At 43.7% G+C, this 15,309-nt stretch carries 15 protein-coding genes and 2 pseudogenes; 13 read left to right on the forward strand and 4 right to left on the reverse strand.

Annotation, left to right across the window (positions count from 1 at the left end; genetic code table 11):
• The 5 genes and pseudogenes from ASG93_RS35750 to ASG93_RS35195 form a co-directional block, all read left to right on the forward strand.
• A pseudogene (locus tag ASG93_RS35750) lies at positions 1-195 on the forward strand (AhpC/TSA family protein); the annotation flags it as partial.
• 506 nt (positions 196-701) lie between these two features.
• On the forward strand, positions 702-1,364 hold the full coding sequence (locus ASG93_RS19045) for an NAD(P)H-dependent oxidoreductase (RefSeq protein ID WP_056834223.1): 663 nt from the start codon (positions 702-704) through the stop codon (positions 1,362-1,364).
• Positions 1,365-1,482: 118 nt separating this feature from the next.
• Positions 1,483-1,779, forward strand: coding sequence for a hypothetical protein (locus ASG93_RS35755; RefSeq protein ID WP_056834225.1), 297 nt, complete (start codon positions 1,483-1,485; stop codon positions 1,777-1,779).
• 112 nt (positions 1,780-1,891) lie between these two features.
• Positions 1,892-2,575 (forward strand): Crp/Fnr family transcriptional regulator, encoded by a 684-nt coding sequence (locus tag ASG93_RS19055; protein WP_063891912.1) that lies wholly within the window; start codon positions 1,892-1,894, stop codon positions 2,573-2,575.
• A gap of 279 nt (positions 2,576-2,854) precedes the next feature.
• A complete protein-coding gene (locus ASG93_RS35195) occupies positions 2,855-3,004 on the forward strand; it encodes a hypothetical protein (protein ID WP_156410958.1) in 150 nt (49 codons plus the stop codon).
• A 788-nt stretch (positions 3,005-3,792) separates the two neighbouring features.
• Here ASG93_RS35195 and ASG93_RS19060 read toward each other — a convergent pair.
• The 3 genes from ASG93_RS19060 to ASG93_RS19070 all read right to left on the reverse strand — a co-directional run bounded on the left by ASG93_RS19060 (position 3,793) and on the right by ASG93_RS19070 (position 6,222).
• Positions 3,793-4,131, reverse strand: a complete 339-nt coding sequence (locus ASG93_RS19060) for an MmcQ/YjbR family DNA-binding protein (RefSeq protein ID WP_056834229.1) — start codon at positions 4,129-4,131, stop codon at positions 3,793-3,795.
• 299 nt (positions 4,132-4,430) lie between these two features.
• Complete coding sequence (locus ASG93_RS19065; protein WP_063891906.1) at positions 4,431-5,363, reverse strand: DMT family transporter; 933 nt, start codon at positions 5,361-5,363, stop codon at positions 4,431-4,433.
• A gap of 259 nt (positions 5,364-5,622) precedes the next feature.
• The gene (locus ASG93_RS19070; protein WP_056834385.1) at positions 5,623-6,222 is read right to left on the reverse strand and encodes a nitroreductase family protein; all 600 of its coding nucleotides are present in this window, start codon (positions 6,220-6,222) and stop codon (positions 5,623-5,625) included.
• A 200-nt stretch (positions 6,223-6,422) separates the two neighbouring features.
• On the opposite strand from ASG93_RS19070, the gene ASG93_RS19075 reads away from it, so the two are divergent.
• The 7 genes and pseudogenes from ASG93_RS19075 to ASG93_RS19100 all read left to right on the forward strand — a co-directional run bounded on the left by ASG93_RS19075 (position 6,423) and on the right by ASG93_RS19100 (position 13,275).
• Positions 6,423-6,632, forward strand: coding sequence for an ArsR/SmtB family transcription factor (locus ASG93_RS19075; RefSeq protein WP_056834230.1), 210 nt, complete (start codon positions 6,423-6,425; stop codon positions 6,630-6,632).
• Positions 6,633-6,865: 233 nt separating this feature from the next.
• The gene (locus tag ASG93_RS35200) at positions 6,866-7,129 is read left to right on the forward strand and encodes a hypothetical protein (protein WP_156410959.1); all 264 of its coding nucleotides are present in this window, start codon (positions 6,866-6,868) and stop codon (positions 7,127-7,129) included.
• Positions 7,130-7,342: 213 nt separating this feature from the next.
• A complete protein-coding gene (locus ASG93_RS19080) occupies positions 7,343-8,902 on the forward strand; it encodes a spore germination protein (protein ID WP_056834233.1) in 1,560 nt (519 codons plus the stop codon).
• Positions 8,902-10,080 carry a Ger(x)C family spore germination protein gene (locus ASG93_RS19085; protein ID WP_056834235.1) on the forward strand — a complete coding sequence of 393 codons (1,179 nt, stop codon included), beginning with the start codon at positions 8,902-8,904 and terminating at the stop codon, positions 10,078-10,080. Before ASG93_RS19080 ends, ASG93_RS19085 begins: the two co-directional genes overlap by 1 nt.
• On the forward strand, positions 10,077-11,156 hold the full coding sequence (locus tag ASG93_RS19090; RefSeq protein WP_056834237.1) for a GerAB/ArcD/ProY family transporter: 1,080 nt from the start codon (positions 10,077-10,079) through the stop codon (positions 11,154-11,156). Before ASG93_RS19085 ends, ASG93_RS19090 begins: the two co-directional genes overlap by 4 nt.
• Positions 11,157-11,733: 577 nt before the next feature.
• A pseudogene (locus ASG93_RS19095) lies at positions 11,734-12,066 on the forward strand (peptide-methionine (S)-S-oxide reductase); the annotation flags it as partial.
• A 561-nt stretch (positions 12,067-12,627) separates the two neighbouring features.
• Positions 12,628-13,275: an FMN-dependent NADH-azoreductase gene (locus tag ASG93_RS19100; RefSeq protein ID WP_056834240.1), complete on the forward strand. Its 648-nt coding sequence runs from the start codon at positions 12,628-12,630 to the stop codon at positions 13,273-13,275.
• Between the two features lie 274 nt (positions 13,276-13,549).
• Here ASG93_RS19100 and ASG93_RS34255 read toward each other — a convergent pair whose 3' ends face one another.
• Positions 13,550-13,735, reverse strand: a complete 186-nt coding sequence (locus tag ASG93_RS34255) for a DUF4279 domain-containing protein (protein ID WP_082614966.1) — start codon at positions 13,733-13,735, stop codon at positions 13,550-13,552.
• A 616-nt stretch (positions 13,736-14,351) separates the two neighbouring features.
• Here ASG93_RS34255 and trxB point away from each other — a divergent pair.
• The gene (gene trxB / locus ASG93_RS19110) at positions 14,352-15,281 is read left to right on the forward strand and encodes a thioredoxin-disulfide reductase (protein ID WP_056834246.1); all 930 of its coding nucleotides are present in this window, start codon (positions 14,352-14,354) and stop codon (positions 15,279-15,281) included.
• The last annotated feature ends 28 nt before the right edge of the window (positions 15,282-15,309 follow it).

Genomic DNA, 15,309 nt, shown 5'->3' on the forward strand with positions numbered 1-15,309 from the left:
CAGCTGGAAGTGGCCACACAGCAGTTTAAGGCCAATGCGCCGATTGAAGCGCAGATCAAGATCGGTCAAATGATTGAGGAACTTCAGAAATCGGGGATCGCTTCCGGGAAGCAACCAGCCGAAAAGGCGGTGGACTTTAAATTAACAAACGCACTAGGCCGGGATGTAATTTTATTTGAAGAGCTCGCGATATAGCGATTAGCCCGCAAAAGCCGGATCATTCGTTATCCCTTCAGGAAAAGGAAAAATTGGAATTTCAAGTCCTTAGCGATCCGAACGGCTTGGTAACGGCCAAGTACAATCTGCTCTTCGATGTTCCGCAGGGAGTAAGGGAACTCATGGAAGGTANGGAATTTCAAGTCCTTAGCGATCCGAACGGCTTGGTAACGGCCAAGTACAATCTGCTCTTCGATGTTCCGCAGGGAGTAAGGGAACTCATGGAAGGTATCGGAGTCGATCTTGCGGAGTACAACAATTCCTCGAAATGGGTTTTGCCGGTACCGGCTACTTTCATGATTGATGAGAGCGCCATTATTCGCTCCTCCTATGTCAATCCGAATTTCATGCAGCGTCAAAGCCCGGAGGAAATTTTGCGAGAGCTAAAAAAGCTGTAACGATTTTTGCGTCATTCATTTGTGAGCAACGCGATGAGGCAGTTATGCATCTAAATTAAATGTAAGTTAAGAAGGAGAGAATATATCATGACAATGACAAAGGAAGAAATTTTGGAAGCTTATCGTTTTCGGCATGCAACCAAAGAATTCGATCCTAGCAAAACTATTTCCGACGGCGACTTTGAATTTATTTTGGAAACGGGCCGGCTCTCGCCCAGCTCGTTTAGCACTGAGCCGTGGAGATTTGTTGTTGTTCAAAACGAACAGGTTCGGGACAAAATAAAAAACTCTTCGTATGGAGCGGCAAGCAAACTGCCGGAAGCAAGTCATTTCGTCATTATTCTGGCCCGGACCCCGCTGGATATAAGATATGACTCCGCCTACCTGAGGGAGCAGCAGGTCAGAGACGTTCCGACGGAATACCTGACAAGGCGGCTTGAAATAATTGAAGAGTTCCAGAGACATGATTTCAAGCTCCTGGATCATGAACGCTTTCTTACCGATTGGGCCATCAAGCAGACATATATACCGCTTGCGAACATGATGACGGCTGCGGCGCAAATTGGCATTGACTCATGTCCGATCGAAGGCTTTGACATTGAGAAAATGAATCAGCTGTTGGACGAGGAAGGGCTGCTGGAGGACGGACACTTTACTATCTCGGTCATGATTGCCTTCGGTTATCGCAAAAAAGAGCCGCGTCCGAAAACACGCAGACCGTTTAATGATGTTGTGAAGTGGGTCAAATAAATATAATATGGTGTCATGTGTAGCGGCGTAGGGGGAGATGAATCCTTGCTCCGCTTTTTTTCATGCACAACGTTAGAAAATCGAAGCGAATGTAGGCAAGGGACTAAACATCGGGAATGTGTCACTGGATTTCACATTGGAAGACGCGACTGGAAAATGGATCACGTTATCAGAGGAATTGAAGAAAGGTCGTCCTATCATATTCTCATTTTCTACAGAGGAGAATGGTGTCCATTTTGTAATTTGCAATTATAAGCCTATGAACGCATCATATGGAGATGATTCGTTTGAACTGCCTGTCTCTGCGACTTATGTCATCGATCAGAACAGCCGAATCATTGCCGGCGTTTCAGATATTAATCACAGAACGAGAATGGAACCGTCAGAAACTTTGGAAATCGTCAAGTCTCTATAAAGGATGCATTGACATCATGATCCTTATAAAGCATGATGAATGGACAAAGACTTCTATAAGATTGAGTTACCTTTTTCCTAAAATGGAGGATTGTTACATGGAGGAAAACCAAATGAATAAATTATGGTATTTATCTCAAATCAGCATTTTTGAAGAATTGACCAGTGAAGAAATGAAGGAAATTGATTTACTAAATACTATTCGTCATTTCAATTGGGTACCGAAAGACGCATTGGTTCAAACACCTGATAACACTCTCAAAGGTTTTTCTTTCGTCAAAGAAGGCAAGCTTAAAGTATACAAATTAAACGACAGTGGGAAACAGTTCACTCTAGGTATATTGACTCATGGGAACATGTTTGGGGAAATCAATTCCTTCTCGTTTGGTACTAAAGATGTTTACATTGAAGCCATGGAACCAACACTGGTTTGCTCAATATCCGAAGCACAATTCGACCGGCTTATGATAAGCAGACCGAGTCTGGCGTTGAAATTTCTAAAAGCGGTCAGTGAACGGTTGATGGAAAGAGAAGAACAGTTAGAACAAATTGCATTTAACGGTCTCCGTGAACGGGTGATTCATCTGTTGACGATGCTTAGTTCAAAATTTGGTATCATCGTAGATGGTTATGCTATAATCGATCTCCCTCTTACGCACCAAGAGATAGCCAATATGCTTGGTGTAACTCGGGAAGCCGTCAGTGGAGTCATGAGTGGGCTTGTGAAGGATGGAGTTATCAAAACGTCTCGAAAGTCTGTTCAGGTAGATGCTGCGATGCTAACCCGATCCAAATAACCTCAACAAAGGGCGGCTGCAGACTGCAGTCGTTCTTTTTAATAAATAAAATTTCAATTAGACACGCCCCCCTATCGTTGTGTTTCATAGATCCATTCAATGAGGAAGATTAGTACTCGAATAGAAAGCGCTACGGTGTAGGCGCAGAAACTCATCATTGCCGGCGGGGCGCTGCTGGAGCACGGAAGCTTCCCGCTTAGCTGGCTCAGTATTGACATCTCGCATCGCTATATTCTCTTATGGATGTGCGTACGCAATATCGGCATAGCGCTGCTTATCATGCCCGCAAGCAATGCCGGTATGAAGGAAGTCCAAGCGCAGCTCAGCGGCCATGCCACCAGCATTTCGAACTGGATGCGTAACGTTTCCATATCCTTAGCGCTTGCTCTCTTCACGTCACTGCTTGCCTCGCAAGCCGGCAAGCATTAGTCTGAATTGGTGGCCTGCGGTAATAACGATAAAATCAGATACTCGGCCTAGCCTACACGATGAGCATTGACGACGTCTATTTGATCGCAACGTTAATCGGTCTTGTGATACTGCCAATCAGTTGCTTTATTCGTCTGAACAACCGCGAACCGGCTAGGCGCAGCGAGTCAGCCCTAGAAAATTAATCGCTCTTCTACCCAGCATTGGAAGATTTTTTACGTCAAAATACATTGACCACCTCCGCAAACTGAACGTATGTTCTGTTTTTGTATCATATGGCACTTCATTCGGTTTTATCAAAGGAAATTTTTGCGGGACCGATTTCAATATCAAATTTGGGCATATAAAAACCGGAAGCGGGCGGGCCTCCGGTCGTTTTTATATATGACAGGTTATATGAACCTGTAGGCGCATCACTTCAGACTTGTAATCGCCTATGCATCGAGCTGCAGTTAATCATGGTGATGAAGAGGCAATGAAATAGTTCAATCGATTTCTCGCTGTACAGAATGGTGTGTACAGAATTTCTCAAACTTAGGGGATCGATTCCTTCTATTGTGCAACATTGAAATTTAACTTGGCAGCTTAATACAGGGTCCAAGAAGATCCAATCCTTGTTTTCGCATTTTACGATTTGTTTTGAGATAGCATGAAATGCTCTTATAACTTCACTATTCGGCGGCAACTCAATGACGTCGACATACTGTCCCTGTAACGACAAACCCATCCAAATGGGCTCTTTCGAATAAGAAACACATTTGTATGATAGATATCCAACAATTGTAAATCTAAATAGACTCCCGGATGTTCTTAGGAAGGCTTTTAACAACTAAATCGTAAGAGTGGTCAATCATTTCAAAGATATCCGACTCTGGTAAAGAACCCTCGAGAATAATCGTATTCCAGTGCTGTTTGTTCATATGATACCCCGGTCGAACGTCCTCATGCTGCTCTCTCAAGTTTTCCGCAATCACCGGGTCACATTTTAGGATCAAGTACCCTTTTTCCTCATAAAACAGAGCGAATATTTTACCTGCAATTTTTATCGCGAGTGGATCGGGTCCAGAGGGATAATCCTTAATCGCTCCTTTTTTGTTTAGACAGTATTCGATGAAATTATTTTTCAAACCGACTCGTCTCCTTCGTAAATGACATCGTATTATCCATGCCGTTAACCTAAACCGTCGGCAAGCATGGATGATCCAGTGTTTGTTGGCCAATCAATTTAGCACCAGTAGCTTTAATATCGTTCATGATACGCTCATATGCCTTTAATTGGTAATGGCGCTGCCTTCAATTAAGTTACGGCTTTCATTAAAAAACCAAATTAAGGTTTGGATCAACGGCCAAACAAAGTGTTGAAAGTTAAGGATAGGGCAGATAGTGCCAGACTGTTGCAAACCGGAATTGAAGATGGTCACGGATTTTAAATTTTTTCTTTTAGGCCTAGCTGTTGAGCGACAGGAGCGCTAATCTGTGATACCTGTTTCCGTTTTATTGCAATCAATAACATACCGGCAATCGTCATGATTCCCCCGAGCATCTGCGACATCTCCAAAGCATGCCCCAAGATAACTGAAATAATTGCTGTAAAGACAGGAATCAGATTCATCGTTATGCCGGCCTTGCTCGCACCTAGTATCTTAACTCCTTGATTCCAAAAGATAAACGAACCGACTGACGGGAACACCCCCATGTATATAACCCCTACGATCCCCAAAGAAGTGATTTTGTCGGAGTGAATCTGCTGGAAAAATAAAAAAGGAATCATCAGAATAGCACCGACCAGCGCAATCATCGCAACCAATGTCACAGGCGGAATGCCTTTTGCTTTTTTTAAAAGCAATGAATAAGCAGCCCAACATAAGACGGCCAACAGCATGATCGCATCGCCCTCGTTATACTGAGTATGAAACAACTGCAACAGGTTGCCTTTCGTCAACACAATCATAACACCAATAAACGAGGTGATTAATCCAATGAACTGAAAGGCACTTACTTTTTCTCTCAGGAAAATCAACGAAAAGAGCATAATCAAGCCAGGCGCAAGGGTAGTAAATAGAGCGCTGTTTGTCGCAGATGTGAACTGCAATGATGCATACGAGAGATAGGTGTAGAGCACAATGGATAAAGCAGCTAGCAAAATGATCAACACCCAGTTATTCCTCCATATTTGACCCCATGAAGGCTTCTCAATAAATTGGGCAATGAGAATAAGAAGAATCAGTCCGACGACCCACCTTAGAAAGACTGTCCATTCAGCAGGAAATTCAGCTACAATCAATTTTCCAAAAATGATATTACCGGCCCAAAACAGATTAGCCCCGATCAGAAATATCCAAGCCTTATATTTCACCATATTTTTCACCTTCACTTTTTTTGTTTTGCAGATTAACTTGTCGTTAGCTACAATAGCTCTAAAATCGCTAGATCAGAACGATTGGAATCGTGAACTTCCCAGCGGACGATTCGGGTTCGCCTAGGGAAATCGTTCACAGCTCCATCATGTCTATTTTCGGAAATTGGCCGAAGCTAGCGCGGATATCCTTATTTATATAAAATGGGATATCATGTTATTAAACAAAGAGACTGTCATTGAGACAGCCACAAGGTTAAGTTTATTTAAAAACTTTTATACGTTCTTGTACCGGATTAAATTTCTTTTCACCTGCTGCGGCAGACGGTTTACCGAACGGCATTTGGGCAATCAGTTTCCAGCTTTCCGGCAACTTCCATTCTGCTTTTACCCGTTCATCAATCAATGGATTATAATGTTGTAAGTTTACACCCAGCCCTTCAGCCTCCAGTGCCATCCAGATCACCAATTGGTGCATTCCATTTGTTTGCTGTGACCAAATCGGGAAGTGTTCTTGGTAAGATGGATATTGTTTCATAAAATCGTAAATAATTGACTGATCTTCAAAGAAAAGCACTGTACCGTATCCCTTCCGAAATCCGTTCATTTTTTCCTGAGTAGAAGAAAATTGTTCGGCAGGAACGTCTGCTTTGAGAACTTCGGTCGTAATATCCCATAACTTGTTATGTTGTTCACCCAAGAGCAGAACAACGCGGGTAGTTTGATTGTTAAACGCCGATGGTGTATGTTTAACGGTTTCCTCGATTATTTCTTGGATACTTTGATCCGAAATTGGTGATTCTTTGCTAATTCCATAAATGGAGCGCCGTTCGCGTAGTGCAGTGAATAAATCTTTCTCCAAGGTTTCCATGATACCTCTCCTTACCATATTTTTCGATTTTCAATCTTCCAAGTTCCTGTGTCCACGGGAGACAAATTTATTATAACCATTACAAAAAAAAAGTTATGTGAAGTAAATTACATACTTGAATCGATCTTAGTGTATAAGGGAAATGTTTTAATTTAATTAGGGAACAGGAGCGATTTAAGACAATACGTCACATGGTTTTTCGCGGTCAAGGGCTGCACGACGGACATTTTCAGATCAGCGCTCCTGCGGTGTCGCAGCATCTCAAGGTGCTGCTCGAGGTGAACGTCGTCACGATGGAGAAGCAGGCGAAGCAGTGCATCTATCGACTGAATCCTGTGGCGATTTCCAAAGTGGAAGAGTGGACCAGAAAGTATCGATTTGATGTGGAGCCGCAAGTTTGAAAAGTTGGACATTTTGCTCCAGAGAGCGCATGAAGAAGCTGAACCCTAAACCAAATGAAGAGAATGACGAACAATGACCAAATTGAACGAAACGAACCAGGCTCGCAAATGAGTTCATCGAAAGGGAATTTGATACTCCCCGGGAACTGGTGTTCAAGGTGTTCACGGACGCCGATCTGTTCACGCAATAGTCGGGTCCTGATCGCCTGACGACGGAGGTCATCGCTTTCGAAGTGCGGGATGGAGGACATTGGAAATACGTCTCCAAAGATCCAGACGGCCACTGTATGGCGCCGGCAATACCTATGGGATCGTTAGCTCCCGGCGGACAATTTAGTGAAACAGCCAAAGGTGCACTTGTAACGAACAGTAATATTTATGACCTTGATGTCACTTCAATAGTATCGTCACATTCAATCAGTGATGGATATTTTTCGGATCGAATCGGCAGAGCCTGTCCAAGTCTATCTCGTTCGCGAGGCTCTAACAGGGCATAGAAACGCGGTAGCCAACATCGCGAAGGGTTTCCGTTTTCGCGCTCCTGTTAGGAGGAAACGGAAATGAGATAAATTTCGAGCAACCTCTCCTCATCCGATATTGTGTGGGCTACACTACGGCTAAAATCCCAGCGATAAGGAAATAATGAAACTTGGCGATTACGACATGCAGAGTCGCCGTTCAAAACATCCGTTAAATGACTGAGGTATGCCATGTCTACTACACAAAATACAAGTTCTAACGGTAACCTGCCTGATGAAGCACTCCATGATCCGATAAGCAAATCTTTAGAAAAGAATGAACTGATTCTCAGAAATACGTTTAAAAGTTGTTATGATATCGTCTTTCGGCGTATCCAAATTTTCGGACAAATCAATACTTTATTGGTTTATTTGGATGGTTTGGTGGATACCAAGGCATTAGATAACATTTTACTAAAACCTTGGATGTTAGAAACTCCCCGTCCCGGATTGGGGGAGTTAATCGCTGTAGATTTGATATTGGAACAACAGTTGGTCTCCATCGCAAAAACAAAAACAACGGAGACAATAGGCGATATTGTACAAAGTATTTTATCCGCTAATGTCGTTATCCTATCGGATGGATTAAGCCATGCCGTTATTGCCGAATTGAAAGGCTTCGAACAGCGAGCCGTTGAAGAGCCCGCCAATGAGACGACGATTCGGGGACCAAGAGAAGGTTTTACGGAAAACATTAATGTGAATACAAGCCTGGTTCGCAGAAAAATTCAGAGCACGAAACTTAAAATGGAGTCCATGACCGTCGGCAATCTTTCTAAAACGACTATTGTCATCGCCTACATTGAAGGCATCGCAAAAGATTCGATCGTTGAAGAAGTTCGAAAACGAATCAGTCGGATTCAAATCGATACCGTGCTTGGCGGGAATTTTATTGAGGAGTTCATAGAAGATCACCCGTTCACAATATTCCCGCAAGTGCAGAATACCGAACGCCCTGATATTGTCGCCTCATGCCTTGCGGAAAGAAAAGTAGCGATTTTCATCGATGGCACACCTTTTACACTGATCGTCCCCTGTTCTTTATGGAACGCATTTCAGTCGGCTGATGATTATTACGAACGGTTTTTATACGCTACCCTCATCCGTTGGCTGCGAATGGTATTGATTATCACTTCGCTATTCTTGCCTTCTCTTTATGTTGCAATCACGACGTTTCATCCGCAATTGTTACCCACGAATTTTTTGCTCAGCATCACGTCTGCTCGCGAAGGGGTTCCCTTTCCGGCGGTCATTGAAGCCTTTTTGATGGAATTTGTGTTCGAGGGTTTACGCGAGGCCGGCATACGAATGCCGAGGCCAACCGGTTCGGCAGTCAGTATTGTCGGGGCTCTCGTTATTGGCCAAGCTGCCGTTCAGGCAGGGATCGTATCGGCTCCGATGGTCATCGTAGTTTCCCTTACAGGAATTGCATCTCTCATTAGCCCTAGATACAACATGGGAGTGGCATTTCGAATGCTCCGTTTTCCGATGCTCCTTTTTTCAGGAATGTTCGGGTTATATGGAGTCACTATGGCATCTTTATTCCTTCTCATACACCTTACGAATTTGGAGTCATTCGGAGTCCCCTATTTAAGTCCGATAGCCCCGTTATCAAGAACGGAATTAAAGGATGTATTGATTCGCGCGCCAAGATGGAATATGCATACCATCCCGTTATCCGGTAATACCCAAAATCATTTGCGAATCCCCAAAGGACAAAAACCAGGCGGCAACCAAGGAGACGAAGCATAATGAAACACCGCCCTACAGCTTTCCTATTTTTGATACTCTGTATCGCTTTAACGACAGGTTGTTGGGATCGTGAAGAACTTTCGGACAGAGTCTTCGATCTTGCCGCATCGACTGATCTTAACAAGGATGGGACGTATTTAACTGCCGCTCAATTTTTTATTCCCTCCAGAATCGAACAAAGCTCAAAAGGTGGAACCGGCGGCGAAAAACCTTATTTTATTGAAACGGGCAGCGGTAAAAGTCTTCTCGAAGCCATTCAAAAAGCGCGGCAAAAGATTTCCCGAATCATAACCCGCAGTCACCGGCGCAATTATTACATTGGGGAGGATCTGGCTAAACATGGAATCAAAGATGTGCTGGATGCGTTTTCCCGAGATCCGAGCAATCGAATTCGAATGGACATTTGGGTGGTCAAGGGAAATACAGGCTTGGAAGCTTTGCAAGTGCCCTACCCTCTGGAGAAAATTCCTGCCGTCGCATCACTCAAAATACATAAAGCGGTTGGAGGTACTTCAGGCACATCCTATCTCGATTTTATGATGGCCTCCAATACCGAAGGAAGCTGCCCGACTTTGCCTGTAGTAGACATCGTACAGGGAGACTCTTCGCAAAGAACGATCCGATTTTATGGTCGCGCTATTTTTAACCACGATTATAAATTAGCCGGTTATTTAAATTTTGTAGAAGGCGCTTATCGACAGTGGATTCTCAAAGGAATATCTTACTTGGAAGTAGAGGAAAATATTCCTGAAGCAGGCGGGACCGTCGGCGTCATCGTTACGAATTTTGGAAGCAAGCTAAAAAGCAGAATATCCTCGGAAAATAAGGTGAAGATGGAGATTGAACTAAGCGGAGTGGGACATGTATCAGAAAACAATACGAATTTGGATCTAAGAGGGCAGAAAAATTTGAAACTTGTGCAGAACACGATCAATAAGAAAACCAGCGAGCATGTTCTTGAAATGGTCACTAAAGTTCAAAAACAATATGGTGCCGATGTACTTGGTTTCAATGAAACTCTGAATCGTCAGCATCCAAGAGAATGGAACAAAATAAAAGGACAGTGGGATACGATATTTCAGGACATAAAAGTCACGGTCAATGTAAAGGTAAATTTAAAAAGTATCGGCTTGGTCGGGCCGCCGCTCCAATTAAAGGAAGGTGATATTAAAAAATGAAAATTTCCGGATATCAGCTGTTTTGGCTGATTTTCACGATGGAATTCGGGATGACGGCCATTTACAGCCTCTCGTCCGCCACTTTTGTTGCCAAACAAGACGCATGGATTTCAATCATCGTCGCAACCCTGATCTGCTTATTCACTACATTTGTCGCAGTCAGATTAAGCCTCCTTTACCCGGAGCAAACCTTTATTCAATACAGTCAGTCGATTCTCGGAAAATGGCTGGGAAAAATCATACTGGTTCCTTACTTTTTGATGTGGGTCTCCGTGACCGGAATCATTTTAAGGGAATATGCGGATTTTGTTTTCGCTGCTTTATTCAGTTCGACGCCGCTATGGATTGTCATTCTCATTATGTTAGGCGCTATCGTATATGTCACCTATTCCGGAGGTCTTAGAAGTATCAGCCGTTGCAGCGAAATCATCGGTCCTATTAGCGTTTTAAGCGCTATTCTCGTCATATTATTAAGCGTTAAGGATTGGAACTGGCTTAGAATACTGCCGGTTTACTCCAACTCGGGATTGTTGCCTATTGTTAAAGGAGGTTTATCTCCGGCCTCCTTCCTAGCCGAATCCTTTATGGTAGTCATGTTAATCGCTTTTATGACCAAACCCGAGCGAGCTCTAGCCACTTCCTTAGCCGGGGTTGCAGCCGCTTCATTCGCCGTTTTGGCCATGACATTGAGCATCATTATGGTCATAGGGCCGAATTTGCCGGCTAAATTTATTTATCCTATGTACTCTGTTGTAACGTATATTTCTGTAATGGAATTTATCCAAAACGTTGATGTATTGACTGTCTTGGTTTGGATCATCGGCATATTTATAAAAGCATCCCTTTATTTCTTTATTACCAGTTACGGTACTGCGCAATTTTTTCACATAAAAAAATGGAGACACACCATTTGGTTGATAGCGCCTATTGTTTTTGTCATTTCACTGCTGCCGCGAAACACGAACGAAGTCATGAAATTCGCGAAGTTTTGGCGTGATGTGATATTTCCTATAAATCTCGTCGGCATTCCTTTACTGTTGTGGATTATTGGTTCCATTCGGAAAAAATACATGTAACTGTAGCCATTTCCGAGGCAAAATCTCTTGCGATTCAATGGCCAGCATTTCCTTGAAAATATCGTTAACGTAAAAGCGATCCCTTACGGTTCCATCGGGCAATCAGCGACGATGTAAGTTCTTGTCCTTTAACGATGTATGTTCTTGTCCACTACTTGGCGGGCGGCAGACTATAGCGCTATTATGCTTTAACGAATAAGACATATATAAAAAATACAATGTAATATTAAATGATAACTTTTATTGACGAGCTATAATCTACTGTATTTTCATATAGTCTTACACACCATATATGGACATCCGTTTTAGAGAACGGAAAGTCCATTTTTTTGTGAAGATGAAGATGAAGATGGGGAGGAGGGAAGGAAATGGCTTCGTTTTTTCATGTAAACTGTCCGGAGGGAGTGAGCAGTAAATACCGCCTCATAGTATTTGACGATTCGAAGGAGGCGTTCATTCCTCTGACTGAGTTTTATCACGATCAGGACATAGATTCCATAGATTCCTGTGTTGTCTCTCAAGCCGTAACGATAAACATTATGAATTGGCTACGTTCACTGGAGGGTGCTTCTGGTGTATGGTATCGCCGTTTGAGGAAATGCCGGGTCGTTTCCGGCTATACAGGCGGTCACAAGGAGAATCCTACCGGACAGCGGTTTTTTACCATAATGAGGAACAGAAGAACAAGGCGGAAGCATCGAAGCGAAAAATCGCCAAGAGCGGCCAGTTCAACAAACCGATTGTGACGGATATTTTACCGGCACAAACGTTCTATCCTGCAGAGGATTATCATCAGAACTACCATAGAACCAATTCGTTCCGTTATCAAATGTACCGCAGAGGATCCGGCAGGGATCAATTTGTTGAACAGCATTGGAAGCCCAGGAAGGACCTAGCGCAATTAAAGCAGTTTCACGTTTGCATTCTTATTTTTTAATTGGAGAATTTTCTCCCGCCAGGAAAAAAAGATGCGGTTAATTGATAACCTATTGTCCATGGCAGGCTGCCTGATTCTTGCAGATTTACATGCCGGCCGAATCGGGTCAGTAATCTACTATATCTGCCGTTTTACACAATTTCCAAAAACATAAAATGGAGAATTGTAACCTACATTACATAACTCCGATTTTTTTAGAATTATAATCAAGCTATCATTCGATATTGGAGGTTTCAGAACGATGAGCAACCAAAATTTAACCGAACAGCTGGAAGCGGCCACTTAGCAGTTTAAGGCCAATGCGCCGATTGTTGGATTCAGCCGATCTTCCCGGATCGCGCAGCACCTGCAGTGTCGTCTCATCTACATGCAGTGTCTCCTGCCTGAGCAAATACCTTGGAGTGTGAGGTTCACATAGCAGTGTGAAAATTCAACTAAATCGAAGCCAAAGGGTACAAGCATTGCAGTATATTGGAGTTGAAATTTATCGGCTATTAATTATGTCGCTATTAAAACAAATTTAGGAGTGGAAAAATGGAAAAATTACTTGTTATCAATGCGCATGCCTATGTTGATGCCCTTGATTCAGTTAGTCTTGAAGTCGGCAAATATTTTATTGAGAACTACCGCAAGATGAATCCGAACGAATTGATTGAGCAAATTAATCTTTATGGCGAATGGATTCCGGAAATAAACAGCACCGTTCTGAGCGCTTGGGAGAAATTTGAATCGGGTGGAGAGTTGACGGACGAAGAGAACCGCGTTACCAGCAAAATGAACGAAATTTTGCAGCAATTCAAGAGCGCGAAAAAATACGTGATCATCATGCCGCTTCACAACTTCAATATCCCCTCCCGGCTTAAGGATTACATTGATAACATCATGATCGCCCGCGAAACCTTCAAATATACGGAAAATGGCGGAGTAGGTTTACTAATCGACGCACGTAGTCTACTCGTGATTCAAGGAAGTGGCGCTATCTACACGAATAACGATTGGTATACAGATAACGAATTCTCACACAAGTACCTCAAATCTATGTTTAACTTCCTCGGTATAGAGGATTACCAAATTATCCGAGCTCAAGGTACAAGCAAGCTTGACAAAGCAGACGTGTTGGATAAAGCAAAAAATGAGGCCCAAGAAGCGGCAGCGCGTCTGGCAAAGAAAGTAACTGTCTAGCCGTGCCTAATGCCATTTGTGACCATCGCGATAGTCGAATATAAAATAAAACAATCGTTTCCGAAGGAAATGATCGCTTCCTCTTCATTGTTAGATAAAATCTGGAAAATAGTTATTAGGATTATTGGTTTTAATTCCGTCTATTCGGTCCCAGCAATGAGAAATATGGAGGCGAGACGCACAGTGAAAGGGAGCATTCCGTGTTTGAGCGGTATGCCAAGCTTTCATTTAGGTTGCGATCCTTGAAACAAAAAGCACTATATTTTCGCAACGATCAAACCCTAAACTTCGATTTTAAATGATTTATTATCGTTGCTTTATTTTTCAGTGGTTCTAAAATCTGGTCCAATTGTACCTTAACATCACATGACTCTTGGTAGTCTGAACTAAGTTCCCAAGCTGTTTCTTTTCTGCCGCCGTTGATGCAAATCCGAGCCCGAGACGACCTCACGTCAGGCATAAGCCTGATGTGAGAAGGGGCTGTCCCATAAGTAGTTTATACTACGTAGGAACAGCTTAAATGAGCAGTCCATGATCATAGTCATGAAAAAAAAGCGTAAGTTCGAAAGGGGAATTCACCTCAGAACTTGCGCTTTTTGGTTCATTGATGCCCACTTGAGGAAATTGTTGGTAAGCGAAGGCCATCCGACCTCCAGGCTTCAAAATGAATCGAGTATTCTCTTTGGAAATCAAATACCCGATTTGAACTTCAATGGAACTTGAAATCCAAATTCGCATATTTGTTGATTTCACTTGAATTCATTACGCTAATAGCGTAGAGATATGTTCTGCTGATAACCGCAGTGTTGCTAAAACTTCTTCATGATAAAAACGAGTTTACAATCACTTCAATATTCTTCACATTTTTTGAACCGCTAGTTAAGGCGTTCCTGACATACTGAACGCGACTCGTCAACGAAGCGTTTTCAATGAGTGGATATTTGACAGTAAGTTTTGAATAGCCGCGATTGTGTTGGCCAATTGTAATCTGGGTTACAGATAATAAAAGAATTGAGTGGTAATTTAAAATAGGAATGAACGAAATTTGTATTAAAAACAGAAGAGGAGGCCTTCCTATGCATTATAAAGCGATTATTATCGGTACAGGTCCGGCCGGTCTAACGGCGGCGATCTATCTGGCAAGAGCGAATGTTGCTCCATTTGTTATTGAAGGAATTCAACCCGGCGGCCAATTGACGACAACAACCGAGGTCGATAACTTCCCGGGGTTCCCGGACGGGATTATGGGTCCTGAGCTGATAGATAACATGCGCAAGCAAGCGCTGCGCTTCGGTGCTACGATTCAGCCGGGACGGGTGACGGCAGTGGACATGTCCAAGCGACCCTTCACGCTGTTCTTGGAGGACGGCGGTCAATTGACGGCTGATTCGCTGATTATTTCGACAGGCGCATCGGCCAAGAAGCTGAGCATCCCCGGCGAAACCGAGAATATAGGTAGAGGTGTCAGTACCTGTGCGACTTGCGACGGCTTCTTCTTCCGCAACAAGAGAATCATCGTGATTGGCGGCGGAGATACCGCGATGGAGGAGGCGCAATTCCTGACCCGGTTCGCGTCCGAAGTTCGCGTCGTGCATCGCCGCAATGAACTGAAGGCTTCGAAGATCATGCAGGATCACGCGCGCGGCAACGAGAAGATTGCTTGGAGCCTGAACCGGACACCGCTCGAAGTAACGGCGGGGCCGATGGGCGTAAGCGGACTGAAAGTACGTAACAACGAAACGGGCGAGGAGGAGCTGCTGGAAGCCGACGGGATTTTCCTAGCGATCGGCCACACGCCGAATACGGGCTTCTTGGGCGGGCAACTGCCAACCGATGAGCTCGGTTATCTGAAAGTCATTCCGGGCACATCCCAAACCGCCATACACGGCGTTTTCGCCTGCGGCGACGTGCAGGACCGCATTTACCGCCAAGCCATTACGTCGGCAGGCAGCGGCTGTATGGCCGCGCTGGATGCGGAAAGGTTCTTGTCCGAGCAGCACGCTTAATATTTTCGCATAACGAATTAACCAATCA

Origin of the sequence: Paenibacillus sp. Soil787, from assembly GCF_001429545.1 — a bacterium.
Lineage (GTDB): Bacteria > Bacillota > Bacilli > Paenibacillales > NBRC-103111 > Paenibacillus_E.

Coding starts and splice junctions, on each gene's coding strand:
- ASG93_RS19080 (WP_056834233.1), top strand. CDS start 7,343: ATGTCTACTACACAAAATACAAGTTCTAACGGTAACCTGCCTGATGAA.
- ASG93_RS19045 (WP_056834223.1), top strand. CDS start 702: ATGACAATGACAAAGGAAGAAATTTTGGAAGCTTATCGTTTTCGGCAT.
- ASG93_RS19090 (WP_056834237.1), top strand. CDS start 10,077: ATGAAAATTTCCGGATATCAGCTGTTTTGGCTGATTTTCACGATGGAA.
- ASG93_RS19055 (WP_063891912.1), top strand. CDS start 1,892: ATGAATAAATTATGGTATTTATCTCAAATCAGCATTTTTGAAGAATTG.
- ASG93_RS19085 (WP_056834235.1), top strand. CDS start 8,902: ATGAAACACCGCCCTACAGCTTTCCTATTTTTGATACTCTGTATCGCT.
- trxB (WP_056834246.1), top strand. CDS start 14,352: ATGCATTATAAAGCGATTATTATCGGTACAGGTCCGGCCGGTCTAACG.
- ASG93_RS19100 (WP_056834240.1), top strand. CDS start 12,628: ATGGAAAAATTACTTGTTATCAATGCGCATGCCTATGTTGATGCCCTT.
- ASG93_RS19065 (WP_063891906.1), bottom strand. CDS start 5,363: ATGGTGAAATATAAGGCTTGGATATTTCTGATCGGGGCTAATCTGTTT.
- ASG93_RS19075 (WP_056834230.1), top strand. CDS start 6,423: ATGGTTTTTCGCGGTCAAGGGCTGCACGACGGACATTTTCAGATCAGC.
- ASG93_RS34255 (WP_082614966.1), bottom strand. CDS start 13,735: ATGCCTGACGTGAGGTCGTCTCGGGCTCGGATTTGCATCAACGGCGGC.
- ASG93_RS35195 (WP_156410958.1), top strand. CDS start 2,855: ATGCCCGCAAGCAATGCCGGTATGAAGGAAGTCCAAGCGCAGCTCAGC.